The sequence below is a fragment of the Sphingomonas sp. OTU376 genome, assembly GCF_038440415.1.
GTDB classification, from domain to species: domain Bacteria; phylum Pseudomonadota; class Alphaproteobacteria; order Sphingomonadales; family Sphingomonadaceae; genus Sphingomonas; species Sphingomonas kyeonggiensis_A.
In genome coordinates this window covers 39,476-64,430 of the sequence record NZ_JASATQ010000025.1, presented here as the reverse complement: position 1 = coordinate 64,430, position 24,955 = coordinate 39,476, and the positions used below count along the sequence as shown (strand labels likewise).

At 67.9% G+C, this 24,955-nt stretch carries 16 protein-coding genes; 4 read left to right on the top strand and 12 right to left on the bottom strand.

Features of this window, described 5'->3' with window-relative positions:
• From AAHM44_RS12565 to AAHM44_RS12555, 3 genes are all read right to left on the bottom strand, one after another.
• A partial coding sequence (locus AAHM44_RS12565) for an autotransporter-associated beta strand repeat-containing protein (protein WP_342250191.1) occupies nt 1-9,992 on the bottom strand: 9,992 nt, incomplete at its 3' end.
• A gap of 199 nt (nt 9,993-10,191) precedes the next feature.
• Nucleotides 10,192-11,592: a chromate efflux transporter gene (chrA, locus tag AAHM44_RS12560; RefSeq protein WP_342250190.1), complete on the bottom strand. Its 1,401-nt coding sequence runs from the start codon at nt 11,590-11,592 to the stop codon at nt 10,192-10,194.
• Nucleotides 11,589-12,413 (bottom strand): chromate resistance protein ChrB domain-containing protein, encoded by an 825-nt coding sequence (locus tag AAHM44_RS12555; protein ID WP_342250189.1) that lies wholly within the window; start codon nt 12,411-12,413, stop codon nt 11,589-11,591. The genes chrA and AAHM44_RS12555 overlap by 4 nt, the downstream gene beginning before the upstream one ends.
• Nucleotides 12,414-12,747: 334 nt before the next feature.
• Here AAHM44_RS12555 and AAHM44_RS12550 point away from each other — a divergent pair, with 334 nt between their 5' ends.
• The 4 genes from AAHM44_RS12550 (at nt 12,748) to AAHM44_RS12535 (ending at nt 16,397) form a co-directional block, all read left to right on the top strand.
• Nucleotides 12,748-13,137, top strand: a complete 390-nt coding sequence (locus AAHM44_RS12550) for a response regulator (protein WP_269575031.1) — start codon at nt 12,748-12,750, stop codon at nt 13,135-13,137.
• A gap of 159 nt (nt 13,138-13,296) precedes the next feature.
• Nucleotides 13,297-15,171 carry a PAS domain S-box protein gene (locus tag AAHM44_RS12545; RefSeq protein ID WP_342250188.1) on the top strand — a complete coding sequence of 625 codons (1,875 nt, stop codon included), beginning with the start codon at nt 13,297-13,299 and terminating at the stop codon, nt 15,169-15,171.
• Nucleotides 15,168-15,815 carry a response regulator transcription factor gene (locus AAHM44_RS12540; RefSeq protein WP_269575033.1) on the top strand — a complete coding sequence of 216 codons (648 nt, stop codon included), beginning with the start codon at nt 15,168-15,170 and terminating at the stop codon, nt 15,813-15,815. The genes AAHM44_RS12545 and AAHM44_RS12540 overlap by 4 nt, the downstream gene beginning before the upstream one ends.
• 102 nt (nt 15,816-15,917) lie before the next feature.
• Nucleotides 15,918-16,397 carry a hypothetical protein gene (locus AAHM44_RS12535; protein WP_342250187.1) on the top strand — a complete coding sequence of 160 codons (480 nt, stop codon included), beginning with the start codon at nt 15,918-15,920 and terminating at the stop codon, nt 16,395-16,397.
• Nucleotides 16,398-16,413: 16 nt separating this feature from the next.
• Here AAHM44_RS12535 and AAHM44_RS12530 read toward each other — a convergent pair whose 3' ends face one another.
• From AAHM44_RS12530 to AAHM44_RS12490, 9 genes are all read right to left on the bottom strand, one after another.
• A complete protein-coding gene (locus AAHM44_RS12530) occupies nt 16,414-17,421 on the bottom strand; it encodes a hypothetical protein (RefSeq protein ID WP_342250186.1) in 1,008 nt (335 codons plus the stop codon).
• On the bottom strand, nt 17,418-19,976 hold the full coding sequence (locus AAHM44_RS12525; protein ID WP_342250185.1) for a fimbrial biogenesis outer membrane usher protein: 2,559 nt from the start codon (nt 19,974-19,976) through the stop codon (nt 17,418-17,420). Before AAHM44_RS12525 ends, AAHM44_RS12530 begins: the two co-directional genes overlap by 4 nt.
• Nucleotides 19,951-20,709, bottom strand: a complete 759-nt coding sequence (locus tag AAHM44_RS12520) for a fimbrial biogenesis chaperone (RefSeq protein WP_269575037.1) — start codon at nt 20,707-20,709, stop codon at nt 19,951-19,953. The genes AAHM44_RS12525 and AAHM44_RS12520 overlap by 26 nt, the downstream gene beginning before the upstream one ends.
• A gap of 30 nt (nt 20,710-20,739) precedes the next feature.
• Nucleotides 20,740-21,306 carry a hypothetical protein gene (locus AAHM44_RS12515; protein ID WP_269575038.1) on the bottom strand — a complete coding sequence of 189 codons (567 nt, stop codon included), beginning with the start codon at nt 21,304-21,306 and terminating at the stop codon, nt 20,740-20,742.
• Nucleotides 21,303-21,887, bottom strand: a complete 585-nt coding sequence (locus AAHM44_RS12510) for a hypothetical protein (protein ID WP_269575039.1) — start codon at nt 21,885-21,887, stop codon at nt 21,303-21,305. The genes AAHM44_RS12515 and AAHM44_RS12510 overlap by 4 nt, the downstream gene beginning before the upstream one ends.
• Before the next feature lie 13 nt (nt 21,888-21,900).
• Complete coding sequence (locus tag AAHM44_RS12505) at nt 21,901-22,464, bottom strand: hypothetical protein (protein WP_184166972.1); 564 nt, start codon at nt 22,462-22,464, stop codon at nt 21,901-21,903.
• Between the two features lie 40 nt (nt 22,465-22,504).
• Nucleotides 22,505-23,056 (bottom strand): hypothetical protein, encoded by a 552-nt coding sequence (locus AAHM44_RS12500; RefSeq protein ID WP_184166969.1) that lies wholly within the window; start codon nt 23,054-23,056, stop codon nt 22,505-22,507.
• A gap of 67 nt (nt 23,057-23,123) precedes the next feature.
• Nucleotides 23,124-23,684, bottom strand: coding sequence for a hypothetical protein (locus tag AAHM44_RS12495; protein WP_184166966.1), 561 nt, complete (start codon nt 23,682-23,684; stop codon nt 23,124-23,126).
• A gap of 120 nt (nt 23,685-23,804) precedes the next feature.
• Nucleotides 23,805-24,407 (bottom strand): hypothetical protein, encoded by a 603-nt coding sequence (locus tag AAHM44_RS12490; protein ID WP_184166963.1) that lies wholly within the window; start codon nt 24,405-24,407, stop codon nt 23,805-23,807.
• Nucleotides 24,408-24,955 lie beyond the last annotated feature (548 nt).

The following is a 24,955-nucleotide window of genomic DNA, read 5'->3' as shown; positions in this document are numbered from 1 at the left end:
CGGCCGCCATGCTCGTGCACGCCCGCTCCCTGCACGCCGCTATAGCCGAGCCGCAGGCTGAGCTTGTCGCTGACATCGACGATCAGGTTCAGGTTCGCCACCGCCGAGAAGCGATCGATCTCCGCCGAGCGGATGTTGAACGCCAGGTTGGGCGTAGCCGCCAGCGCGATCGCCGGATCGGGCGCACGGTCGCCGAAGGCGGTGCGCAGGCCGATATTGCCGCCCAGCCGGACGCTGCCCTTGCCGCCGCCCGCCAGCGCCGTCTCGCCGCGCAGACCCAGTTCACCGACGCCAAGCACGCTCTTCTGGTCATGGACCAGCAGCGCCACCGGGCCGCTGCTCTCGGCGAACTGGCCGAAGGTCACCCGCGTCGCGCTGCCCGCCAGATAGGGCTCGACGAACGCATTCCCGCCAGCATCGATGCGGTAGCTGATCTCGGCGAAGCTCTGCAGCATTACGCCGCGGGCCTTGCCGCGCTCGCTGGTGGTCAGGCCGGGCACCGCGATCGCGCGCCGCGCCTTCATGTCGAGCAGCGACAGCGAGGCGCCGGCGCGGATCCGCCAGTTGTTCACCGCAACACCGGCATAGACGCCGCCGCCGGTGCGATCGATCGTCGCCCGGCTGCCGCGCGCATTCGCGGGCAGGGTGATGCGGGTATAATGGCCCATCACGCCGGCGCGCCACGATCCGGTGTCGGTCTCCGCGCCATTGTCGATGCCCATCATCATGCCGGTGCGATCGACGTCATAGCCGGCGGCATTGCCGTCGCTGTCGACGCCACCCCAGCTGCCGATCACCTGGCCCCAGCTGCCGGTGCCGGTGAGCCCGGTATCGGCGGCTTCGCCGAGCCGTCCCAGCACCGCCTCACGCACTACCCGCTCGTCCTCGAGCGCGGCGCGCGTCGCATCGGCGTAGATCTCGCCGGAAAGCTGGTCGAGCACGGCGGGGATCGCCGCGGGGGAGAGGCTGTACAGCGCGCTGAGCGCCGTCGGATCATAGCCGCCGGTGACGACCGCGGCATCGAGCCGGCTGATCGCGCTTGCCTGGTTATAGGTCAGCGGAACGCCGGTGCCGAGCACTGCGGAAAGCTGGTTCGCGGCGAGGAACAGCTGCACCTCATTGGCGGTGTAGATAATCCTCGGCCGATAGGCGAGGCCGAAGCTGGCCAGGTTGGTCACCGCGAAGGTGCCGCTGACGCCGGCATCTGCATGGAGCAGCACATAGGTGCTGTTGATCGCATAGCTGCCGCCCAGGTTGAGCACCTGCAGCGTGCCGCCGAGCTGGGCGGTGCCCGTCGCCTGCACCTTGTCGGCACCGCTCGCCTGGACTTCGGCCGCGAAGAGCGAGCCGGCCTGGAACAGCACATTGCCCGCGACGTTGAGCGTGCCGACCCCGTTGCCCGGCGCCAGCGTGCCGCCGCTCTGCACCGTGATGCCGCCGACCGTGCCGGTGCCAACCAGCGTGGCGCCGCTGGAGACGGTGACGAGCGAGCGGGTGAGCAGTCCGTTCACCGCCAGCGTGCCGGCCAGCACATTGCTCGCGCCGCTAAAGGTCGCGCTGTTGCCGGTAAGCGTCAGCGTGCCGGTGCCGGTCTTCTCGAACAGCCCCGCGCCGGACAGGCTGCCGGCATAGGTGCCGGCACCGGTCTGGGCGAACTCGAGCGCGCCGTCGATCCGGATCGCGCCCTGGAGCGAGGCGACATCGCCGCGCAGCCGGCCGGCCGAGACGAGCGTGCCGCCGCTATAGCTGTTGGCCCCGGTAAGGGTGGTGGTGCCGCTGCCCGCCTGGACGAAGCCGCCGGTGCCCGACATCACATTGGCCAGCGTCACCGCGTCGCTGCGGCTGATCGCGAGCACGCCGTTGTTGGTGATCGCGCCGGCAAGCGAGCCGGTGGTGCCGCCATTGCCGATCTGCAGCGTGCCGCCCGAGATCGTCGTGCCGCCCGTCTGCGTCGCGGCGCCGGTGAGGACGAGCGTGCCGGTGCCGGTCTTGGCCAGGCTGCCCGCGCCCGCGATCGTGCCGGCGAAGGACGAGTTGCCGTTGCCCGCGCCGATGCTGAGCGTGCCGCTGCCCAGGGTGATCGCACCCGAACCGGTCAGCGTGCCGACCGATGTGCCAAAGCCGGCCAGGTTGAAGCTGCCCGCGGCGGCCTGCTGCAGCGCCGCGATCGAGGTCGCGCCGCTCAGGCTGATCGTGCCGTTGTTGACGATGCCGGTGCCGATCGTACCCGTCAGCGTCGCGGTGCCGTTGTTGAGCAGCCCACCGGCGAGTGTGCCGGTGCTGGTCAGGGTGCCGGCGTTGGTGACGAGCCCGGCGACCGTGCCGCTATTGCTGAACGTCGTGTTGTTCTGGACCGCGCCCGATAGCGTGCCGGTGTTGGTCAGTGTGCCCGTATTGGTGACGGCCCCCGCAACGGTGCCGGCGTTGTTGAACGTCGCATTGTTCTGGACCGCCCCGGCCAGCGAACCGCCCGCGGTCAGCATAAGGGTGCCGGCGGAGACGGTGGTGACGCCGGCATAGCTGTTTGCGCCGCTTAGGCTGAGTGTGCCGGTGCCTGTCTTGGTCAGACCGCCCGTACCGGAGATGGTGGCGTTGATCGTGGCGCCGATCCCGGTTGCGACGTCGATCACCGAGAAGCCACCGGTCGTCGCCAGCCCTGCGGCTGCCGTCGCGCCGCTGATCGTATAGCCGCCGGTGGTGAAGCGCAGTTCCTGGAAGACCTGGCTGCCCTGGACAGTGACGGCGCCGCCGGCCGTGCCGCCGAATACCGCGACCTGGCCGTGCCAGCTGTCGTTGACGCCATAGCCGGTCGGCGCGGTCCAGTTGGTGCTGGTGCTGCTCCACACGCCCGCGCCGCCATTGCCTCCGCTTGCGGTGGAGCTGCCGGTCAGGTCGCTGCCATCCCAATATTGGATCGCCTGCGGGCTGCTGGCGAACAGGATGTTTACCTGGCCGCCGATATTGGTGAGCAGCGTGCTGCTATAGCCGCCCGGCAGCGCGCCGAAGAGCAGGCCGTTGTCGGTCAGCGTGCCGCCATAGTTGAACAGTCGGTAATAGCCTTCGCCGAACCCGGTCAGCGCCGCGACGTTGAGCGTGCCGTCGAGCGTCAGGTTGCCGCCGACATTGACCAGGTCGTTATTGGCGCCGCCCACGGTGCCGGCTTCGCCCAGCTCGAAGTTGAGGATGGTGCCGGCGCCGAGGGTCAGGTTGCCGGCGATGCTGAGCGTGCCCGGGCTGTTGCCGGGATTCAGCGAGGCGGCTCCCAGGGTCATGTCGCCATGGAAGGTGCCGCCGCCGCCCAGCGTGCCGCCGTTCAGCGTCAGGCTGGCGGTGTTGCCCGTCACGTCGCCGAAATCGCCATTGAGCACCAGTTTGCCGGCATCCACGGAGACCGTGCCGGTGAAGTCGCTGCCCGCCGCGTTCGAGCCGGAGAGAGTTACCGAGGCGCCGCCGGCGGTGTTAACGCCGATATGCCCGTTGCCCGAGATCACGCCGGCATAGCTGTAGTTCGCGCCGTTGGTGAAGTTGATCGTCGCGCTGCTGTCGGCCAGGACGAGGTTGCCGGTGCCGAGCGTCCCGCTGGCCAGGTTCACCGTGGCGCCTGCGCCGATCCGGGTGCCGGCATGGCTGTTGGTACCGGTCAGCGTGAAGCTGGCGCTGCCCGCGCCCGATACCCCGAAGCTGACATTGCCGCCGGTGATCGGCCCGCCCAGTACCGTGCTCGATCCGCCCACACCCTCAAGCGTCGCGGTCCCGGAGACGATGGCGATGCTATTCGCCAGCGTCACGGCGCCCGCCTGGACGTTGCGCAGCGCGGTGCCGTCGGACAGTTCGACGCCGCCGCCGCCGAGCGACTGGCCGTTGTTGAAGCCGATCGTGCCGCCGAGAACCTGGGTACCGCCGCCATAGGCGCTGGCGCCCGTCAGCGTCACCATGCCGCTGTCGTTCTTGGTCATCTTGCCGGTGCCGGTGATGCTGTTGGCGAAGACGCGGTCGGTCGCCCCGCTGAGGTCCAGCGTGGCATTGTTCGAAATCGCGCCGCTGCCGATCGTGCCCGACAGCGAGAGCGTGCCGCCGCTGATCGACGTCGTGCCGCCATAGTTGCTTGCGCCGCCCAGCGTCAGCGTGCCGGTGCCGGTCTTGGTCAGACCGCCGCTGCCGTTGATCGCGCCTTCGAAGCTCCAGTTGCCGTTGCCGCCGTCCACCGTCAGGCGGCCGCTGCCGAGGTCGATCTCGCCGTTGCCGGCAAGGCCGCCGACCTGGGTATCGATGCCGGCGAGGTCGAAGGTGGAGCTGGTCCCGCCCTCGTAACGGGTGATGCCGGTAACCGCCGCGGTCAGCGTTGCGCTGGCGCCGGTGCCCAGATTGAGCAGCGCTCCGTTCAGCTGGCCTTCGAGCTGCATCGTCCCGAAGTTGCTGAGGTCGCCGTTGATGATGCCGGCGCTGGTGAAGCTGGCGAAGTTCTGGACCGCGCCGTTGATGGTGCCGGTGGCGTAGTTGGTGGCCGTGCCGCCCAGCGAGATCAGCGGACCCATCGTGCCGTAATTGTCGATAGTGCCGAAATTCTGGGTGGTACCGTTGATCGTTCCGACGGCGCCATTGGTCACCGTGCCGAAGTTCTGCAGGGTAGCATGGGCATTGATCATGCCGCTGTTCTCGACCGTCGCGAGGTTCTGGACCTGGTCAACGCCGAAATTGCCGGTGCCGGTGATCTGGAGTGTGCCGGCATTGATCTGGGTGAAGGACTTCAGGGCGCCTCCGCCGTTGCCCAGCGCCACGGTGCCGCTTACGGTCAGCGTGCCGATGCCATTCTTGATGAGGGTGGATTCGCTGCCGTCGGCGCCCGTCATCGTGCCGCTGAAGATGGTCGAGCTGTTGTCGTAGCCCGTCTCGAGCTGGCCGCCGCCGAGCAGGATCGCGCCCGCGCCGGCGATCGATCCGGACTTGGTGTCGAAGCCGGCCAGGTCGAGCGTCGCGCCCGACTGGACGTTGAGCGCGGATTTCTGGGCGATCGCGTTGTTGGCGCCCAGCCGCAGCGTGCCCGCCGCGACATCGGTCGCGCCTTCATAGCTGTTGGCCGCCGAGAGGATCAGCGTGCCGGTGCCGGTCTTGTCGAGGCCCGCATTGCCCTGGATCACCACGCCGATATCGGCGGTGATCCCGCTCGCGACGTCGATGATCGAGAAGCCGCCGGTCACGCCCAGCCTTGCGCTGGCGTCGGAGGGGCGCAGCACATAGCCGTCGGTGACGAAGCGCAGTTCCTCGAAATCCGCGTTGCCGAAGACGGTGACCGTGCCGCCCGCGGCGCCGCCGAACACGCCGACCTGGCCCTGCCAGGCGTCGTTGATCGCGAAGCCGGTCGGGCCGGTCCAGTTGGTGTTCGCGCCCTTCCAGTTGCCCGTGCCGCCCGCCACGCCGGTGGTCGAGCCCATGTCGGCGCCGTCCCAGTACTGGATGGCCTGCGACCCGCCCAGGCGGATGTTCACCTGGCCGCCGATATTGGTCAGGATCTGCGGGGCGAGCCCGCCGGCGATCGTGCCGATGTCCAGCCCCTGGTCGTCCAGGTTGCCGCCATAGTTGAACAGCCGGTAATAGCCCGGCCCATAGCCCGCGCCCCAGGCGGCGACGTTGAGCGTGCCGTCGAGCCGCAGGTTGCCGCCGACGGTGACGAGGTCGTTGCTCGCTCCGCCCACCGTGCCCGGCGCGCCGAGCTCGAAGTTGAGGATCGTGCCCGCGCCCAGCGTCAGATTGCCGGCGATCGCCAGCGTGCCCGGGCTGTTGCCAGGGTTGAGCGCGGCATTGTCGATGTCCACGCTGCCATGGAAGCTGCCGCTGCCCCCCAGCGTGCCGCCGGCGATGCTGAGCGTGGCGCTGTTGCCGACCATGTCGCCGATAGCGCCGTTCAGCACCAGCGTGCCCTGGAGCAGGTTCAGCGTCCCGGTGAAGTTCTCCGCCGCGCTGTTCGAGCCGGTCAGCGTCACCTTCGCCGCCGCGTCCGGACCGATGTCGACGATCCCGCTGCCGACGATCCTGCCGCCGAAGCCATAGTCGCTGCTGTTCTCGAAGCGGACCCTAGCCGGCGAGCCCGGATCCGAAGGCGCCGCGTCGAAGACGAGGTCGCCGGTGCCCAGCGTGCCGCCCGCCAGCACCAGCTCGACATTGGCGCCGATCCGGGTGGCGCCATAGCTGTTCGCGTTGGTCAGCGTGAAGGTGCTCGCGGCGCCCGGGCTGCTGCCCGCGCTGAAGCTGACATCGCCGCCGCTGATCGCGCCGGTCAGGTCGATGTCGCCGCCGTCGCCGCTGATCGTCGCGGTGCCGCCAGGCGCGACCTGGATCGCATTGCCCACCGTCAGCAGCCCGCAGCCGCAGCTCAGCAGCGTCGTGCCGTCGGCCAGCTTGATCGTGCCGGTGCCCGCCGCGAAGTCGCTGCCCAGCCCGAGCGTACCGGCGATGACGTTGATCCCGCCGCTGCCGGTGCCTTCCTCCGGGAAGTCGACGAGCAGCAGCGTGCCCGAGCCGGTCTTGGTCAGCTCGCCCTGGAAATCCACCCCGCCGAACGCCTCGAGCGTATAGGCGCCGGTATCGATCGTGCCGCCGCCCGAGAGGATCGCCATGCTGCCGGCATAGCTGTCCTCGAGCAGCTTCACCTGCGCGCCATTGTCGATCTCGAGCAGCTCGCTGGCGCCCAGCGCGAACTGGGTGATCGCCAGCGTGCCGCCCTGGACCGAGACGGTGCCCGCGAACGGCCCGTAGCTGCCGTTGAGATTGTCGCCGCTCAGCGTCAGCGTGTTCGCGCCCAGCTTGGTGATCCGCCCGTCGCCGGCGATCTCCTGCGCGACGGTGATGTCGTCGGAGCGGTTGAACACCAGCTGGCCCATGTTGAAGACCGTGCCGGCGCCCAGCGCGCCGCTGGTGCCGCCATCGCCCACCTGCAGGATGCCGTCGGGATTGAGGATCACCGTGCCGCCGGCATTGCTGTTGTTGCCGGTCAGGATCAGCGTGCCGCTGCCGAACTGGCCGATCAGGCCGTCGCCCGAAACCTCCGCCGCCAGCGTGACCGTGTCCGATCGGTCGAACGCCAGCATCGCCAGGTCCTCGACCGTGATGCTGCCGGTGCCGAGCGTGCCGGTGGTGCCGCCTTCGCCGACGACCAGCGTCGCCAGCGTGCCCACCACGGTGTCGCCATAGCTGTTGTCCGCGGTCAGGGTGATGGTGCCGCCGCCGCTGCTGTCGGCGAAGCGGATACCGCCGCCGGTCAGCGGGCCGTCGAGATAGGTCTGGCCGCCGCCGCTGTCGATCGTCGCCGTGGTGATGACGTTTATGGCATTGGCCAGGGCCAGCCCGCAGCCACAGCTGCCGGCGTTGAGCAGGGTGGTCCCGCTGGCCAGCTCGATCGAGCCGGTGCCCGCCGCGAAGTCGTCGCCCAGGCCCAGCGTGCCGGCGGAGACCAGGGTCGTGCCGGTATAGCTGTTGGCTGCGGTCAGGATCAGCGTGCCCGCGCCGATCTTCTCGAAGCCGCGACTCTGCAGGTCCTCGTAGATCGCGCCGCTCTGGGTGGCGACATCGGCGCCGAGTACTTCGAACTGGGTGGTGTCGGAGCCGAGCCCGATCGCCGTGCCATTGTCGACGCCGTCGGCATAGCTGATCACCGATCCGGCGGTGAAGATCGTATTGCCGGCGCCGCCGGCCGCGCCGCTCTCGCCGATCACCAGCCGGCCGGCCAGGGTGATGCCGCCGGTCAGTGCGTTGTTGCCGAGCAGCGTCAGCGTGCCGCTCGGGTCGATCGTCAGCATGACATCGGAGTCGATCGAATTGCCCGTGCTGCCGAACGTTACCGTCTGGCCGGCGCCGACATTCAGGCTGCCGGTGCCGGAAGCGGCGATCGTGCCGTTGCCGCTGCCCAGGCGGGCGAGGTTGAAGGCGATATCGCCGACATCGAGCGTGCCGCCGTCGAGCAGGATGCTGCCGTTGCCAAAGGCATTGGCGCTGCCAAGCAGCAGCGTGCCCGCGCTGATCGTGGTGTTGCCGAGATAGTTGCTGTTGCCGCTCAGGGTCAGCATGCCGGCGCCCAGCTTGGTCAGGGTGCCGGTGCCGCCGATAGCGTTGGCGACGGTGATGTCATCGGCCCGGTTGAAGACCAGGTTGCCGGAATTGGAGACATTGCCGGATCCAAGCGAGCCGGTGGTGCCGCCATCGCCGACCTGGAGGGTGCCACTGGTGATGGTGGTGGTGCCCAGATAGCTGTTGTCGCCGGTCAGGATCGCCGTGCCGCCATTGGTCTTCCGCACGTCTCCGGAACCGCTGATTTCGTTCGAGACGGTCACCGTGTCAGACCGTCCGAATACCAGCAGGCCGTTATTGGTGACGTTGCCGCTGCCCAGCGTTCCCGAAGTCGTGACCCCCACCCGCAGCTGCGAGTTGCTGTCGATCGTGGTGGCGCCGTAGCTGTTGGTGTTGAGCAGCGCGACCAGGCCGGAGATCGTCAGGTCGCCGCCGCCGGTGACCGCGCCGTTGAAAGCGGCGCCGGCGCTTGTGTTGCCGTTGATGGTCGCGCTCTCGCCGGCGTCGATCCGGATCGCATTGGCGTAATAGGGCGTGCCGCTCGTCACCAGATTGCGAAGCGTGGTGCCGTCGCGGAGCCAGATCGTGCCCGTGCCGGCCGCCGTGGCGTTGTTGAGCGCCAGCGTGCCGGCGTCGACGATCGTCCCGCCCGTATAATTGTTCCCGCTGTTGCCGAGCGTCAGCGTGTTCGTGCCGAGCTTGCGCAACTGGCCGTCGCCGGTGATCTGGTGGGCGACGGTGATGTTGTCGGAGCGGTTGAAGGCCAGCTCGGCGCCGCTGGAAATGCTGACCAGCCCGCTGCCGAGCACGCCGGTGGTGCCGCCATTGCCCATCGTCAGCGTGCCGCCGCGGATTTCGGTGCCGCCGGCATAGCTGTTGTTGCCGCTCAGCGTCAGGTTGCCGATGCTGCTCTTGATCAGCTTGCCGACACCGGAAATGTCGTTGGACAGCGTCTGGTTGTTGCCCTGCACGAATTCCAGGCTGGTCCCGGCGATCTCGATGCCGCCGACCAGGCCCCAGCCGCTGGCGAGCGCGATCTGGTTGACCCCGCCCAGTCGCATCGCAAGCGCGCGCGTAACGCCGTTGCCATTGAGGCCGCCACTGATCGTGGCATGAAGGACAATGGCCACATCGCTGCCGACCAGGCCGATTCCGCCCGCACCGTTCTGGCCGACCGCGCAGCAGCCGGCGGCCGAGAAGCCACCGCGCACGCCGCCATTGCCGCCAGTGATCGCGCCACTGATCGAGGCGGTGGCGCCGGTGCCGGTGAACACCAGGCCATAGCCGCCATCACCGCCGCTGCCGCCATAGAAATAGCCGCCGCCGCCATCGCCGCCATTGCCGCCGGTGATCGCATAGTTGAAGAATATCGTGCCGGTACCGGTCGCCACCGCGCCATAGCCGCCCGCACCGCCGCCGCCGCCGTCGCCATCGCTCGAGGTGCCGCCCGCGCCGCCCTTGCCGCCGCTCACTGCCGAGCCTGGTGCGCCGGAAAGATAGGCGCCATGCGCGCCGCCGCCGCCGCCGCTCGCGCGGCTTCCGATGCCGCCACCCACGCCGTCGCCGCCCGCTGCGCCGGCGGTGGCGCCGCCTGCGCCACCCAGGCCGCCATCCGAAGCGTTGCCGCCATTTCCGCCGGTCACGCCGGCACCGCCGCCGGCGGCGCCCTCATAGCTTTCGCTGGTGCCTGCGCCGGCACCGCCCGCGCCGGTGCTGCTGCTGGTGCCACCGATTGGTCCAGGCGCGCTGTTGCCCTGGCCGCCGCCGCCGCCGCGCGTATCCTGCGCCATCGCGGGCACCGCGAGGAGGATGGTCGCGGCCAGGCCGCCGGCCAGCGCCGTCGCGCTGCGATAGCGTCCCGGACGGACGCCCTTGCGCGATTTCCGCCCCGCGATGCTCAGGATCCCGGACGACTCGATGCTGCTGGCCATGAAAATTCCCCCTTTCAGGGAGCCATTACCCACGGCGAACAGGAGTCAATACGCCATATGGGGGTGAGTCGAGGGCGCCGTGCCGCACCCATGGCCGGCACGGCGCTCAAGTTATTGGAACCACGCGCACATCTTGGACGGCTTGGCGTCACGTTTGCGGTGCGGGTTTTCGCGACGTCCTTGATTTTCCGGGCAGAAGTCAGAGCAGCCCGAGCAGGTGCAGCGCGATGCCCGCCGCCGATGTCGCCGCCAGCGTCACGATGACGCCGGCCCGCAGCACGAACACCCCCACGATCGCCGCACCGGCCAGCACCAGCGCCCACAGATCGATGCTCGCGGCCACGGGTGCGGCGAAGCGGATCGGCCCAAGCTCGACCGGCAGCGTCTGGCGGAACAGCGTGTGGATCGTGAACCAGATGGCAAGGTTGAGCACCACGCCCACCACCGCCGCCGTGATCGCCGAAAGCGCGCCCGATACGGCCGCGTTGCCGCGCAGCCGCTCGATATAGGGCGCCCCCAGGAAGATCCACAGGAAGCAGGGCAGGAAGGTCACCCAGGTCGCGAGCAGCCCGCCCAGCGTGCCGGCGAGCAGCGGAGAGAGCACGCCCGGTGTGCGATAGGCGCCGAGGAAGCCGACGAACTGCAGCACCATGATCAGCGGCCCCGGCGTGGTCTCGGCCATACCGAGCCCGTCGAGCATTTCGCCCGGGGTGAGCCAGTGATATTCCTCCACTGCCTGCTGCGCGACATAGGCGAGCACCGCATAGGCGCCGCCGAACGTCGCCACCGCCATCTTCGAGAAGAAGATCGCGATGCTGGAGAAGGTGTTGGTCGGCCCGAGCAGCAGCACCAGCGCGGCGACCGGCACCAGCCATAGCAGCAGGCAGGTCACCACCGTCCGCGACGTCTCGCGCCACGAGGCATGGGCGTGCGCCGGCAGTTCCTCGCCCAGCAGGGTATCGGCATCCGCGACCACGGCACCTCCTTTCGGCCCGCCATGCCCGCCGCCCTTGAACGCATTCGAACCGCTGCGCCCGGTCCACCAGCCGATCAGGCCGGCGGCGAGGATGATGAGCGGGAAGGGCACGCCCAGGAAGAAGATCAGGACGAAGGCGGCGGCCGCCAGCGCCCGTGACGCGCCGCTGCGCAGCGCCCGTCCGCCGATCCGGACGACCGCCTGGAGCACCACCGCCAGCACTGCGGCCTTCAATCCGAAGAACAGCGCCGCGACGAAGCCGAGCTTGCCGTACAGGACATAGATCCAGCTCAGCGCCATGATCGAGACCATGCCCGGCAGCACGAACAGCGTGCCGGCGATCACGCCGCCCTTCGTCTTGTGGAGCAGCCAGCCGATATAGGTGGCGAGCTGCTGCGCCTCGGGGCCGGGCAGCAGCATGCAGTAGTTGAGCGCGTGCAGGAATCGCTGCTCGCCGATCCAGCGTTTCTCCTCGACCAGGATGCGGTGCATCACCGCGATCTGCCCGGCCGGTCCGCCAAAGGAGAGCGCTGCGATCCGCAGCCACACCCAGAAGGCCTGGCCAAGCGTGACGGGAGCAGGTCGGGCCGGGGCTGCGGCCCCGTCGAGAGCCGCCGCGCTCATGCCTGCACCGCGCGCGGCTTGTGCGAGGTCCAGTCGTGCGTTTCCGATCGCGCGTCGCGGCACCAGCGGTAGAGCGCGTCGTAGATCGGCATGCCGGCCTCGAGCTGCTCCAGGTCGTCGGCATGGACGCGGGAGAGGCCGAGCGAGAGGGCGAGCAGGCCGGCTGCCTCGGGCACGATGTCGGGCCGGGCGGTGTCGGCGCCGCGCACGATCGTCGCCAGATGTTCGAGTGCGGGGAAGGCCGTGAGGCCGAAGGTCTCGACCATCAGGTCGAAGGTGCAGCGCTCGCCGCGATGGCTCCAGAACACCTCGTCATGCGCCACGTCGAAGGCGGCGGCGTCGAAGCGCCGGGCGGTCTCGATCACGTCGCCGGGGGCGACGAACAGGAAGCGTGCGGCGGGGTCGACGAAGCGCCGGATCAGCCAGGGGCAGGCGATGCGGTCGACCTTGGGCCGCGCGCGGGTGACCCAGAGTGTCCGGCCCTGGGCGTCGCGCCCCGGGAGCCGCTCGGTTGCGAGCAGGGGCAGGGTGGCGGCCTGCCAGGCGGCGAAACCGCCCTCCAGGATTTCGGCATCGATCCCGTCGCTGCGCAGCCAGGCAGCCAGGCCGGGCGCGGTGCGCGTGCCGTCCTCGTCGATGATGATTGCGGCGCGGCCGGTCAGGCGGGCGGTCCATTCTCCGATCGCGCCGGCGGGGACGGGGAGGGAGGCGGGTATCAGCGTGGTGCCGCGATCCTCGCGCAGGTCGAGGAGCATTGGGGCGGCGGCGGTGCCGATCAGGCGTGACAGCTTGTCAGCGGCTATGCTGTTGGGCGTGGGCATGGGGCGTCCTTCATTGCGGAACAGGACGCGATGCTTCGGCTGACGCCTCGTGGGGAGATCGCGTTCCCCATGGCTCGAAAAGAGCCCAGCGGGCTGGCGCTGTCAAGCGGCGGCGCGAGGGTTGGGCGGGACGGATCGAGGCGGAGGGGCACGTGTAAGTAAGACTACCAATCGCCATATGTTCGGTGCTCGCCTTAGGCTCGTGTGGCGTATCGGGACCGGTTTGGTGCATTGCCCTGTTCGCCACCTCCCCGAAGGCTGATATGGTAACCGGGCGCGGGAATCGCGCGAAGCCCGTTGCAGTGTCGAACCCGCTAGCTAGGCGCAGGTTGTAATGACGTCGTCGCGGAAGAAGAACATGCCGCCGCTGCTCCTGATCGAGGATGATGCCTCGGTGCGTCGGGGGCTGCAGCTCATGCTCCAGGGCGCGGGATATCAGGTCATCGCCTTCGCCAGCGCCGCCGCCGCGCTCGCCGATCCCGTATCGGTCGAGGCAACACATCTCGTGGTCGATTATTCGATGCCCTACTGTGACGGTATCGAATCCCTCCGCACGCTCCAGGAGAGGGGTTGGGACGGCGTTGCGGTGCTGATCACCGCGCATTTTTCCGAAAGCCTGCGAAGCGAAGCGATCTCCGCCGGTTTCGTCGAAGTGCTGCCCAAGCCGTTTCGCGATGACGTACTGCTCGAGGAACTAGCCCGAGTCGTCGAGCCGATAGTCTAACTGCGTCCCATTTCGCGGCATCGGACGCGGGATTTGATGTGTCCGTATAGTTTCCAAACCATTTCCGACCAATTTCTTTCGTGCTATCGACATCCGACCCGCTGAACGAGGGAACCCACTATCGGGTGTGGCTCGGGCGCTTCAGCGGCGGAGATTGCGGTGGCCGGTGCCCCAAGCACATCGGCGCGCGACCTCGCTGCCGCCTATGGTCTGGCGGTAGGCTCGGTCGTAGTCGCCACGCTTCTGCGCTGGGCCCTCGAGCCCTGGCTGAACGGTCACGGACATTATCTGCTCTATGCGGTCGCGGTGCTCGTCACCGGTGCCTTTGCCGGCTCGGGGCCCGCGCTGGCAGCCGCCCTCGCATCGGTGGCGGCGGTTACCCTGATGGGCTGGGCAAGCGGCGAGGCCGCCATTCTCGAGAGAGTCGTCTTCCTGTTCGCCTGCTCGGTCATCATCCTCGTCGTATCCTATATCATGCGCCTGCAATGGCGGTTGCGCGCCAGCGAGCAAGTCGCGGAACGCCGGGCAAACCGCGCGCATGACCTGGCGGAGACGCTGAACCTGCTGATCGACGGTGCCGAGGGATATGGCATCTACATGCTCGATCCGGATGGGCGGATAACGATCTGGAACAAGGCGGCCGAACGGCTGAAGGGCTGGAGCGAGCGCGAAGTCGTCGGCAGGCACTGCTCGATTTTCTACCCAGACACGGCGCTGGCGCTCGACAAGCCGCAGCATGACCTCGATCGCGCCCGCGCCGAGGGTTGCCTGGAGGAGGAGGACTGGTGCGTTCGCAAGAACGGCTCGGAATTCCTCGCCCACACCATGCTTACGCCGCTCTATGACGAGCAAGGTGCGCTGCGGGGCTTTGCGAAGGTCGTTCGCGACGTGACCGAGCAACGCGCGGCGGAACGGCATCTCCAGGCGAGCGCGGCGCAGTTCCGCTCCATCCTGGCGGCGGTGCCCGATGCGATGGTGGTGATCAACGAGACGGGCAAGATCCTGTCGTTCAGCGCCGCGGCGGAGAAACTCTTCGGCGTGTGCGAGGCCGACGTCGTCGGTTCAAACGTCAGCCGGCTGATGCCGGCTCCGGACCGCGATCGGCACGACGACTATCTTCGGCGATATCTCGAGACGGGCGAGGCCCGGATGATCGGGGTCGGCGGGATCGTGCTGGGGCAGCGCCACGACGGGACGACCTTCCCGATGGACCTGTCGGTCGGCGAGGCCACGTCAGAGGGCGGCCGGGTCTTCATCGGTTTCATCCGCGACCTTACCGAGAAGGTTGCGGACGAGGAGCGGATCGAGGCGCTGCGTTCCGAGCTGGTCCATGCCGCACGCGTGAGCGCGATGGGCACCATGGCATCCACGCTGGCCCATGAATTGAACCAGCCGATAACCGCCGTGGTCACCTTCGTGCGCGGTGCCCGGAACATGCTGCGCGACGGCAATGCCGAGGACCGGGAGACGATAGAGGAAGGGCTGGACGAAGCGTTCGAGGAAGCGCTTCGGGCTGGCAGCATCGTACGTCGGCTGCGCGAGTTCGTTGCGCGCGGCGAGGTCGAGAAGTCGATCGAGGCGCTTTCCGCACTGGTCGAGGACGCTTCCGAACTCGCGCTGATCGGCGCGCGGGAAAGGGGCGTGGAGGCGAGCTTCCGGCTGGACCTGTCGGTGGACAGCGTCCTCGTCGACCGCATCCAGATCCAGCAGGTGCTGATCAATCTCATGCGCAATGCCATCGAGGCGATGATCGGGGCGCCCCGGCGCTCGCTCACCATATCGACCGCGCCCGACGATCCCGGCTTCGTCCGCGTTACCGTCGCCGATACCGGGCCCGGGGTTCCGCCGGGGATCGCCGAGAATCTGTTCCGCGCCTTCCACAGCACCAAGAGCAGTGGAATGGGGCTGGGGCTGTCGATCTGCCGGACGATCGTCGAAGCCAATGGCGGACGCATCTGGCTGGAGCCGGACAGCGGCGACGGCGCCCGTTTTCATTTCACCCTTGTTCGTGCTGATGCGGAGTCCCTGGAATGAGCGACAAACCGTTGGTCCATGTCATCGATGACGAAGAAAGCGTGCGCCGGGGCGCCAAGTTCTTCCTGAGCGCCTCCGGCTATGCGGTTCGCGTATGGGCGTCCGGCATCGCCTTCCTGAAAGAGGTTCGCCATGTCGAGCCCGGCTGCATCCTGCTTGATATCCGCATGCCTGAAATGGACGGCATCGAGGTGCAGCAGCAGCTCGGCGCGCGCGGCGTGACGATGCCTGTCATCGTGCTGACCGGCCATGGAGACGTGTCGGTGGCGGTGAAGGCGATGAAGGCGGGCGCCGTCGATTTCCTCGAAAAGCCCTTCGACACCGATGCGCTTCTGGACGCGATCGGCCGGGCTTTCGACCGGATCACGGCAGGCAAGGACATCAGTGCCCGGGTCGCCGAGGCCGGCGTGGTGCTCGGTATCCTGAGCTGCCGCGAGCGCGAGGTGCTCGAGCGGCTGGCGCAGGGCCTGCCCAACAAGACGATCGCGTTCGACCTCGGCATAAGCTGCCGCACCGTCGAGGTGCATCGCGCCAACATCATGGCCAAGCTGCATGCGCGCAGCCTGTCGGAAGCGCTTCGGATCGCCTTCGCGGCCGGAATGGGCCAGGGGCGGCCGGTGCTCGCCGCAGCTCCCAGAGCGTAGCAACCCGGCCACACCGCTCCCGAAACCCGCAGAACCACGCCGTTACGCACCCGATGCGTCGGGTTACTGATGCCCGGTTTAACCGGACATCAACCGCTTTGGGTGGAGAAAGAACCGTTCTGGCGGGAGTTCTTCATCATGCAGTACAACAACAGCGTTTCTTCCTTCGTGCGCCGGGTTGGCGCAGCGGCCGCTTTCGGCGCGCTGATCGCGGCGACGCCGGCGGCCTTTGCCGATCCGTCGCAGGACGGCTACCGGCTGACGGTCAGCGGCTATGTGCCGGTTGTCTGCCGCGCGAACCTTGACAATTCGGTTGCCGCGTCGAGCGGCAACCAGGTCGATCTCGGCACGCTGCACGAATTCTGCAACAGCGCGAATGGCTATCAGGTGACGGTCGATCACTCGCCCGAGCTGGCCGGCGCCACCCTGATGATCGACGGCACTGCCGTGCGCCTCTCCGACGCCGGTTCGACGGTCATCTCGGGTGCCGCGCAGCCGGGCATCGCAGCGCACAAGGTGTCGCTGGTCACCGAGAACGGCCAGGCCAACGGCACGCTGTCGATCCGCGTTACGGCGCTCTGATCCAGCCCGGGCTGGATCACGAGCAGATCGTTCCCGGCGTACCCGCGGCCAGCGGGGAGATGGTGACGGTCAATATGTCCTGATAGTTGGGGGCGGGCGTTCGCGTCTGCCCCCCTTGCAGCAGGCGCACGTTCACCGGCAGTAATATGCCCTGGTTCGGTGGTGACCCGGCCAGGCCGGCGCGGGTGCAGGTCTGGTTGATCGGCGTCGTGTTGGACGGGCTGCGCGTCTGCCCGACAAAGGTCGCCGAATAGCTCATCGACTGGGTCGCGTTCGCCGGGTTGCCGCCCGGGAAGGTCAGCTTGTAGCCATTCTGCGACGTGACGTTGACGGAATAGGGACCCGAGCTGGCGACGCGGACATAGCCGGTGCGGATGATCGGCGTGTTCGTCACGTCGGTATCGGTCTTGTCGCCGACTTCTCCGAAATCCAGCGCCGGGCCGGCATAGCTGGCCTGCAGCGCGCTCAGCACATTGACGTTGATGTGGATCGCGCTCGACAGCTTGGTCGGCGTGGTGACATCGGCCATGCCGCCGGTGCCGTTGCAGACATAGAGGATGTCGAAGTCGATCGGGTTGCCCGCCGAGAGATCGACATTCGCCGGCACCGTGACGACCAGGTTGAACGGCGTCGACTGGTCGGGCTGCGAGGCGCCACCGAAATTGTAGTTGATCTCCCCCGCCGACTGCGAGTTGATCGTCGGGTGCCCCATGGTGTTGCCCTCTGTGTAGAGGATGCTCGTGCCATTGTAGAGGATCTGGTAGTTGGGCGTACCCACCGGCTTGGTCAGCACGAAGTTGACCGTCTGGGTCTTGGCCGCACCGGTGCCGAAGCGGGTCAGGATCAACGGGATCGTCACTTGCGTCAAACCGGTGGGCGAGAAGGGATCGTAGGTGATCGTCGGCGAGGCCAGTGCCTGGCCGGATACACCGCAGGTCCCCTTGCCCTGCGCCCAGGCTGGCGCGGCCCCGGCGATGCCGAGGACGCCGCAGACAGCTGCGAGCAGCGGTATCATCTTGCTCATGGCTTGGTTCCGTCCTTCGCTGCAGGCGTGAGCTCGCCAAGGCGCACCACGCCTTCGGCCTTCTCCGCGATATCAATGACGTAGCTGCTCTTCTCGGTATCGAGCATGTCGATCCGCCAGCGACCGGCGGCGAGGCCGGTGGCGGCGAAGCGGCCCTCACGGTTGGTGAACACCACAACCGGTTCACGCTCCGGATGCGCCAGCTCGGTCGCCTTGCCGGTGACCAGCGAAACAGGATCGCCGTTGCGGTCGGTCATCCGGCCCATCGCCGTCAGATTGTAGCCCGAGCCGACCTCCAGCCGATATCCGCTGCGATAGGGCGGGAAGAGGCGATAGGCACCCTGGCCAAGGTCGTATCCAGCGGGCGCGTTCGGCGCGTCGATCTTGACCGTGCGCTCCGCATAGGAGCTGAGGCTCGGCTGCAGCGCTGTGCCCAGCGCACCGGTCGAGGCCGTGTAGCCGAACTCGGTCGGATCGACGCGGATATTGGCGCCCTTCAGGCTCTCATGCCCTTTGACCACCGCGAAGCTGTCATAGATCGGCCGGCCGATCGTAAGCGCGCCGTCGGCGAGCGCGATCGCGGTGCCGAAGCGGAACGAAGTCCGCTGCCCGGTGGAGCGGCCGAAATCGTCGTCGAAGGTGCCGAAATGGCTGAAGCCGAGGTCGGCGCGGTTGCCCACATAATTGCCGGCTACGCTGACGCCCGCGCCATTCTTGTCGCGCTCGATATCGGCGGCGATGTTGTACGAGCCGACGCCCTGGCCGTGCATCATGTTGTACGACAGGCGTGCCCGCTCGGTCCGCGTGTCATAGTCGGCGCGGAAGTTGGAGTAGCGGCCGAGGCGCAGGGTCAGGCTGAGCAGTCCGCCCAGCCCCTTGCGGACATTGTCGCGCTCGTAGCGCAGGTCGCCGGTCATGGTCAGCCGGTCGTTGATCCGCCAGCCCATGGTGGCGCGCGCCGTGTAGAGGTCGCGCTGGCCGTCGCGTCCGCGCGAGTAGCGCCCGTCGATGCCGCCATAGATATAGTCGGTGAAGGTGTGCGAATAGCCGCCACCGGCCTCCCAGGCGAAGGGGTTGCGCGGAATCACCGTGCCGATCGGCCCGAAGTCGCGGCTGCGGCTCTCGAAGAACATGGTGATCGAGTCCGAGCGGCCATTGGGGCGCTGGATCAGCCGCTGGAAGGTTGCCAGCGCGGCGCGGCCCATGCCGATACCGTCGATATGCGAGAGCGAGAAGCTGCCCGCGAAGGTGCCGAGCGACGTGCCCCATACGGCTTCCACGCCGCCCATCACCACCCGGTTATCGGCCTGGATATTGGCACCCAGGGTGAGCGCGTCGCTCATGCCGTGTCGGAAGAAGGCGGAGACCGCCGGCTTGTTGGTATAATGCGGGCCGTGCGCCTCGAGCGGCGCCATCACGCCCGCATAGAGGCCGAATTCACTCAGCCCGGCCGAAAGCTGCGACTGGTCGAGGAAGACGTTGAAGCGCAGGACCTCGCTGCGGCCGGTATCGTCGAGGATGTTCAGGCGAACGTCGTTCGCGCCCTGGGTGAACGGGAAGTCGCGCAGGTTGTAGGTGCCCGGCGCCAGCTGGAGGCGTCGCACGAGCTCGCCATTGACATAGACCTCGACGGTCGATGAACGGGTGAGCTGGAAGCTGCGGTCGCCGCGCGGCCGCACGATTTCCTGCGGCTGCAGCACGCTGTACGACCGGAAGACGGAAACGCCCGCGATATCGGGCACCGACTGGAAGCCGCGCGTGACCGGCTGGAGGTCGCCAAGGGTCCAGCGGACCAGCCGCTTCGGATCGTCATAGACGAAGCGCGAGCCCAGTCTCTGGAAGTCGGTGGCGTTGCTGCCGGGCTGCCAGACCGCCTGGCTCTCCAGCACGACGCCCATGGTGCGGATGGCGCCGTCGAGGAACAGCACCGGCGATTGCACACCCTTGTCCGCGCCGCTCCAGAGGTAATCGACATTGCCGCGGATGTTCAGATAGGCGCTGAAATCGGCGGGTTTGACATAGGTACCGATCTTATCGCGCTCGAGCGGGCTGACCATCACCGTGCGGGTCGCGCGGCGCTCGCTCGCGATGTCGAGCACGATCGCCAGCTGCTGCGGATCATAGTGGAGCTGGATGCCGGATGCCTGGAACGCTTCCGGGCCCAGTGCCGCCTTGCCGGCGAAGCTCGCCTGCAGGTTGCGCAGCACGTCCGGGTCGAGGACGTTGGAGAGCAGGTCCATCAGCCGCCGCGACGAGAACTCGATCGAGTCGTCGGGCTGGATGGTGACGACGATGTCACCGAGATAGACCGGGCCATCCTTCGCGGCCACCGTCAGCGTCACCGGCTTGCCGGTGGTGTTGATCCTGGCCTGCGCGTCACCGCCGGCGCTGGGCTTGGGCAGGACGATGTGGCGCTCCTGCTCCTGGGTCGTCTGTTTGGGACCATCCTCGCTGGCGCGAGCGGCCGGCGAGATGGCGAAGGGCGCGCAGCCCGCCATCAGGACGATGGCGAACCAGCGCAGGGGGCGCCTAGCCCTCGGGCGTGAATTGGGCATCGATCGTGCCTTCACTGGTGGGGAGCTGGATGGGGATGAGCAGCCGGCGGGTCTGTCCTGCGCCGACCAGGCCGAAGCCTACGGTCTGCTGGATTTCGGGCCCGGCGAGCGTGCGACGGAACACTTCCTTGCCGCTGCGATCGCGCTCGACGATCCGCAGCCGGCCCTTGGACAGATAGCCATGGGCGGGGCTGTCGTTGGTCAGGGTGATCGCGGCGATCGCCTGACCCTTCTCGTCGAGCGCCACTTCGCTCTTCGCGATCTTGAGCTCGGGCCTCGCGCCGGCGGGCCGCACGCTGACCAGCACCTGGAAGTTGTACAGGATCTGGATGGCGGACTGGCCCTGCGGCAGCTGCACCGGCAGCTGGGCGACGGTGACGTAATAGTGCTTGCTGCGGGCAAGGGCGGGGTCGCCGATATATTGCACGCGGAAGGACTGGGTCTGGCCGGGCTGGATGATCGCCTGGGGCGGGAAGATCAGCAAGTCGCCGGAGTCCTTGCCCGTGCCGTGCAGTCCGGCCTGGTCGAAGGTGAGTTCCTCGACGCGCAGCTCCACCGGAAGCGGCTGGGTGAAGGTGTTCTCCACCGTGATCGTCTGGCTCATTCCGCTGCCAGTGGGCGTCAGATCGACGACGACCGGCTGCACCGTCTCCGCCTGTACCAGCGGAGTGCTCGCGAGCATGGCGGCGGCCAGTGCCGGACCAAGAGCGAGACCACGGACCCATTTCTTCATCTGTTTTCCTCCCGGAATGCGTGGGGTGCGTCAGTCGGCGACCTGGATCTCCAGGACGATCTCGTCGGTGTAGTTGCCCGCCACGAGGGGGGCGCCGCCGCTGGCGAGGGTGAAAAGGACCGCAAGGTCGCCCGAGCGGGCGCCACTTGCGTCGATGGTGATCGGCGTGCCGTCATCGGTGCCGCGCTCGGCCTGGTCGGCGCCCCAGCGGACACCCAGCCGATAGGGCAGCAGCTGGCGGAAGGGGGCGACGCTCGCCACCGCCGCGCCGTCCCGCCGCAGCCCGCCATTGCCGCTGCGCAGCACGATGCGGTGGGGCGCGTTGCAGATGACCGGCAGCTCGACCCGGATCGTCGCCGCCAGGGGCGTCGCATCGTTCAGGCTCGCCAGCTGGTCGATCCGGATGCGGCCGGTGCCGGACGACACGGGATCGAAGCTGGCATTGGTGCCGCTGGTGCCTGCGGGGGATTTCATCAGGCAGGCGGCCGGCGCTTCACCGATGATGTCGAGGTGGCCGGTGACCGGCTGCGGCTGGTTCTGGGCCAGGGCGGCTGCCGGAAGCATTGCCAGCGCGACGGGGATCAGGATCCTCTTCATTGCTGCGGCTCCAGGGTAATGCGCAGCGTGTCGCCATAGGTGCCGGCGACAAGCGGCGCGTTTGCGCGGTGATTGGTGGCACCGGCATCGATCTCGAGGCGGAGCTGCAGCGTTCCGGTCGCGGTTTCGCTGACGAAGAGGCTGGTCTCGGCCATGCGGCGCAGCCGGGCATCGGCGAACAACGCGAGGGTCTGCGATGCCCAGTAGAGCGTGGCGCGGTAGGGAACCGCGTCGCCGAACCCTTCCGGGGCGTTGCCCACCCGCTCGCTGGTGCGCCAGAGCCCGTTGTTCTGGCTCTCCACCCGCAGCAGGTGCGGGAATGCGCAGACCGCGTCGAAGCTGATCTCGGCCGATGCCGGGCGGGTCGACAATGTCGTCCCGTCGACCAGCTGATCGATCGGCAGGCTGTTGCCGTTGATCCCGCGGAAATTGGCCTGGGCGCCACCCAGCCGCGGAGCGCCGAGCGTGCAGGTGCCTGGCACCTGGCCGGTCACGTCCATTGCCCGGACCTCGCTGATCGTCTGCGCGACGGCGGGGAGCGGGAGCAGGACCGCGATCGCGAACAAGGGGTGGCTGCGCATGTCGTGCACTCCCTCAATCGGCCACCGACAGCGTCACCGTGACCGCGCCGCGATACAGCGGATCGGAGACGAGCCGCAGCCCGGTGCCTCCGCCGGTCAGGAAGTTGTCGAGCGTGATGGTGATGTCGCTCTGGAACGCGGTGGCGCGGTTCTGCGAGGCGGCCGGGTTGCTGGCGGCGCCCGTGGTGAAGACCGCGGATGTCGGGGTCCAGCCGCTGGCGGCGGCGCGGTAGTTCACCGTCCGCGAGAAGCCGGCCGGCGGCGTGCCCGTCGCGTTCTGCGACAACAGGGGCGTCGCCTCGACCGAGATCACGCTGCGGGTGCTGCAGAACGCCCCGGTCAGGGTCCGGGTCGGCGCCGGCAGGTCGGTGCGCAGCAATCCGGTCGACGTGTCGATGAGCACGCCGAGATCAATGTTGCTGCCGCCCGTCAGCGTCCCGCCGAAGCAGAGCGAGGGTACCGTGCCGGTCACCGTAACCGTACCGCTGGAGGTGGTGCCCGTGGTCTGGGCCCATGCCGGCGCGCAGATGACCATCGAGGCGGTCAGGGCAGCGCGGAAAACCATATGCTTGTTCATGCTAGCCTCCCAATTCGGTCGGGTGAGGTGCCTGGCGGGATCAGTCTCCGCCGCCACTGAAGTTGGGCGTGAGGGTGACGATCACCTGGCCGCCATAATTGCCGGCGACGAGCAGGCCGCTCCCCGGCGTCGAGGACTGGGACAGCGTCACCCGGATGTTGCCCGAGAAGAGCCCGACATTGACGGCGCCGCCCGGACCCGGGCTCGCTGCCAGCGAACTGTCGGTCGTCGAGGTGCTGTTGGCCGCGGCCGTGGCGAGATAGTCGACCCGGGTGTCGAACCCGGAGATGGCGGGGCCGCCATAGTCGAGGTTGAGCAGCGGCTGCGCCTCGACCGTCATGGTCGCCGCGGTGCCGTTGCACCAGCCGACGAGATCGCGGAACTGGTTGTCGACGCGGGCGGTGTCGAGCCTGCCGGCAGCCGCGCCGGTGCCGCTCTGCGAGATCTCCCCGAGCGCGATGACCGCGGAGGGGACGGTGAAGAGGCAGCGATCGGCGACGGATCCGTTCACGTTCACCGTGCCAGTCGACTGCGCCAGCGCCGGGGTCGCGACCAGCGCGGCCGGAACGGCGAGCAGGAAAGAGATGCGCATGGTCGTTCTCCAGCAGAAATGTCTGGACGAGGGAGGAGAGGGGGCGGCCTCCCTCGCCCAGCACGGGTCAGGCGGACGGGCTCACGGTGAGCGCGATCACACCCGAGTAATTTCCGGCCTCCAGCATGTCGGTCGCGGTGGTGGTGTTGCCGTTCGAGACCGTGAGGACGATGTTGTTCGGCGCATTGGCCAGGTGATCGCCGACAAGCGCGGTGGTCGCGCCGGCGACGTTCGAGGTGTCGATCGCCGAGGTCGTGCCGCCGGCCGCTTTCGAGGCGACCATCGTCGCGGTGTAGTGCACCGTGTTGGTATAGCCGGCGGTCGGGGTCACGATCGCGGAGTTGACCAGTGCCGAGGCATCCACCGAGATCTGCGGATTGGCACTCGTGCAGGTGACCGTGAACGACCGGCTCAGGCCACCCACATTCGCCGAGAAGGTCGGATTGACCTTGCCGTCGGCAACGGCGAGTTCGCCCAGGTTGATGCTGCCGTTCAGGCCGCCCGCGGAAGTGCACTTGGCGGCGACCGTGCCGGTCACCGTGACATTGCCCGACACGCTCTGCGCGGCTGCCGGGACCGCCGCCAGCGCCGAACCGGCGAGAAGGGCGGTGAACAGAAGCTTCTTCATAATGCTCTCCTATTTGAAGTCGGGCAGGTCAGGCCGGAGCGGCGCGGCTGCCATTTTTCACTTGGGGTAGAAGCCCGGGGTATCTGGCGCCGGCCGCCGGGCCGAACCGGCAGGTCGCCGTCAGGGCGATGCGCTGAGCGTCACCGTCAGGACGTCGGAATAGGTACCGTTCACCAGCGCCGATGCGCCGGCATAGGGTGGGGCGGATACGCGCAGGTACGAGCCTGCCTGCAGCGTCGATGCGGCGGAAAGGCGCAGCCCCTGCGCGGTGCTTGCCGGGCCGAGGAAGCTGCAGGTGGAGCCGGTGGGCAGCGTCGATGCGGCGCAGGTGGCGTCCGCCGTCGTCCCGCCGCCATTGGCGACGAGATGCAGGCTCACATCATAGGGCGCGCGAACGGTATAGCCGGTCGGCGCGGTTCCCGTGGTGAGCAGGCCGCCATTTTGCGACACTACCGCGACGCGCGAAGGGCCGGTGCAATCGAGCACGAAGGCGAAGTCGTGCTGCAGCCCGTTCACGTCGAAATCATTCTGGTTGTAGGAGCCGCTCGGCGTGCCGCCCGTGCCGAAGCCGCATCGGCCGCCGACTGAGGCCGTGACCGGGATCGACAGGACGATCTGATTGGGCGTGCGGCCCGAATCGGGGGAATATGCGGTTGTTTGGGCAGAGGCGGCGGAGACCCACCCCATGCAGACCGCGAATGCCAGATGCGTCCTTGTGCGCATGTCCTCACCCTTCTGGTTCGCGACACTCTCGGCATCGCGCCTTGCTCAGAAGGATGGTGAACAAACCGTTAGGTAGAACTTGTGGTCTTCCACATGTCGGTAATTGCGTATTACATCGATAATACACAGATCAATGATCTGATATCATTCGCTTTATTTTCGCCCGAACTTTCGCTTGCCGCGCATCGTCTCGATTCGGAGCATTGCCGGGCCCAGAATCGTCGCGGATTGACGCGATCCGCGTTTTCGGGACGGCCCTTGGGAGGAGAGGGCAGGTCGGTGCCCGGGCCTGCGAACCGCACGGATCGTGCCGGTCCTCAGGCACCCGATCGAGCGATTTTTCCTGAAAAACGTAGGGTAAATGCATCTCAACGCGGTCGATTTAGATTGCGTTAACACCTTGTGCCGCACCGGGACATCGAACGTTTCACCTATGTCACGAGTGCCACTCGAACGAATTGCGTGATGGGCGATCCCACGATCGTCCCAGTCTTCCCGGCTTGCCGTGGAGGGCGCGTTTGCACGTCTGCGTAGCGTCAGGAGAGTAA

What these genes read in the sequence shown, in the direction of transcription:
- AAHM44_RS12550 (WP_269575031.1), top strand. Translation starts at nt 12,748, where the DNA reads ATGACGTCGTCGCGGAAGAAGAACATGCCGCCGCTGCTCCTGATCGAG.
- AAHM44_RS12495 (WP_184166966.1), bottom strand. Translation starts at nt 23,684, where the DNA reads ATGAAGAAGCTTCTGTTCACCGCCCTTCTCGCCGGTTCGGCGCTGGCG.
- AAHM44_RS12520 (WP_269575037.1), bottom strand. Translation starts at nt 20,709, where the DNA reads ATGAAGAAATGGGTCCGTGGTCTCGCTCTTGGTCCGGCACTGGCCGCC.
- AAHM44_RS12555 (WP_342250189.1), bottom strand. Translation starts at nt 12,413, where the DNA reads ATGCCCACGCCCAACAGCATAGCCGCTGACAAGCTGTCACGCCTGATC.
- AAHM44_RS12525 (WP_342250185.1), bottom strand. Translation starts at nt 19,976, where the DNA reads ATGCCCAATTCACGCCCGAGGGCTAGGCGCCCCCTGCGCTGGTTCGCC.
- AAHM44_RS12540 (WP_269575033.1), top strand. Translation starts at nt 15,168, where the DNA reads ATGAGCGACAAACCGTTGGTCCATGTCATCGATGACGAAGAAAGCGTG.
- AAHM44_RS12500 (WP_184166969.1), bottom strand. Translation starts at nt 23,056, where the DNA reads ATGCGCATCTCTTTCCTGCTCGCCGTTCCGGCCGCGCTGGTCGCGACC.
- AAHM44_RS12515 (WP_269575038.1), bottom strand. Translation starts at nt 21,306, where the DNA reads ATGAAGAGGATCCTGATCCCCGTCGCGCTGGCAATGCTTCCGGCAGCC.
- AAHM44_RS12510 (WP_269575039.1), bottom strand. Translation starts at nt 21,887, where the DNA reads ATGCGCAGCCACCCCTTGTTCGCGATCGCGGTCCTGCTCCCGCTCCCC.
- AAHM44_RS12530 (WP_342250186.1), bottom strand. Translation starts at nt 17,421, where the DNA reads ATGAGCAAGATGATACCGCTGCTCGCAGCTGTCTGCGGCGTCCTCGGC.
- chrA (WP_342250190.1), bottom strand. Translation starts at nt 11,592, where the DNA reads ATGAGCGCGGCGGCTCTCGACGGGGCCGCAGCCCCGGCCCGACCTGCT.
- AAHM44_RS12490 (WP_184166963.1), bottom strand. Translation starts at nt 24,407, where the DNA reads ATGCGCACAAGGACGCATCTGGCATTCGCGGTCTGCATGGGGTGGGTC.
- AAHM44_RS12505 (WP_184166972.1), bottom strand. Translation starts at nt 22,464, where the DNA reads ATGAACAAGCATATGGTTTTCCGCGCTGCCCTGACCGCCTCGATGGTC.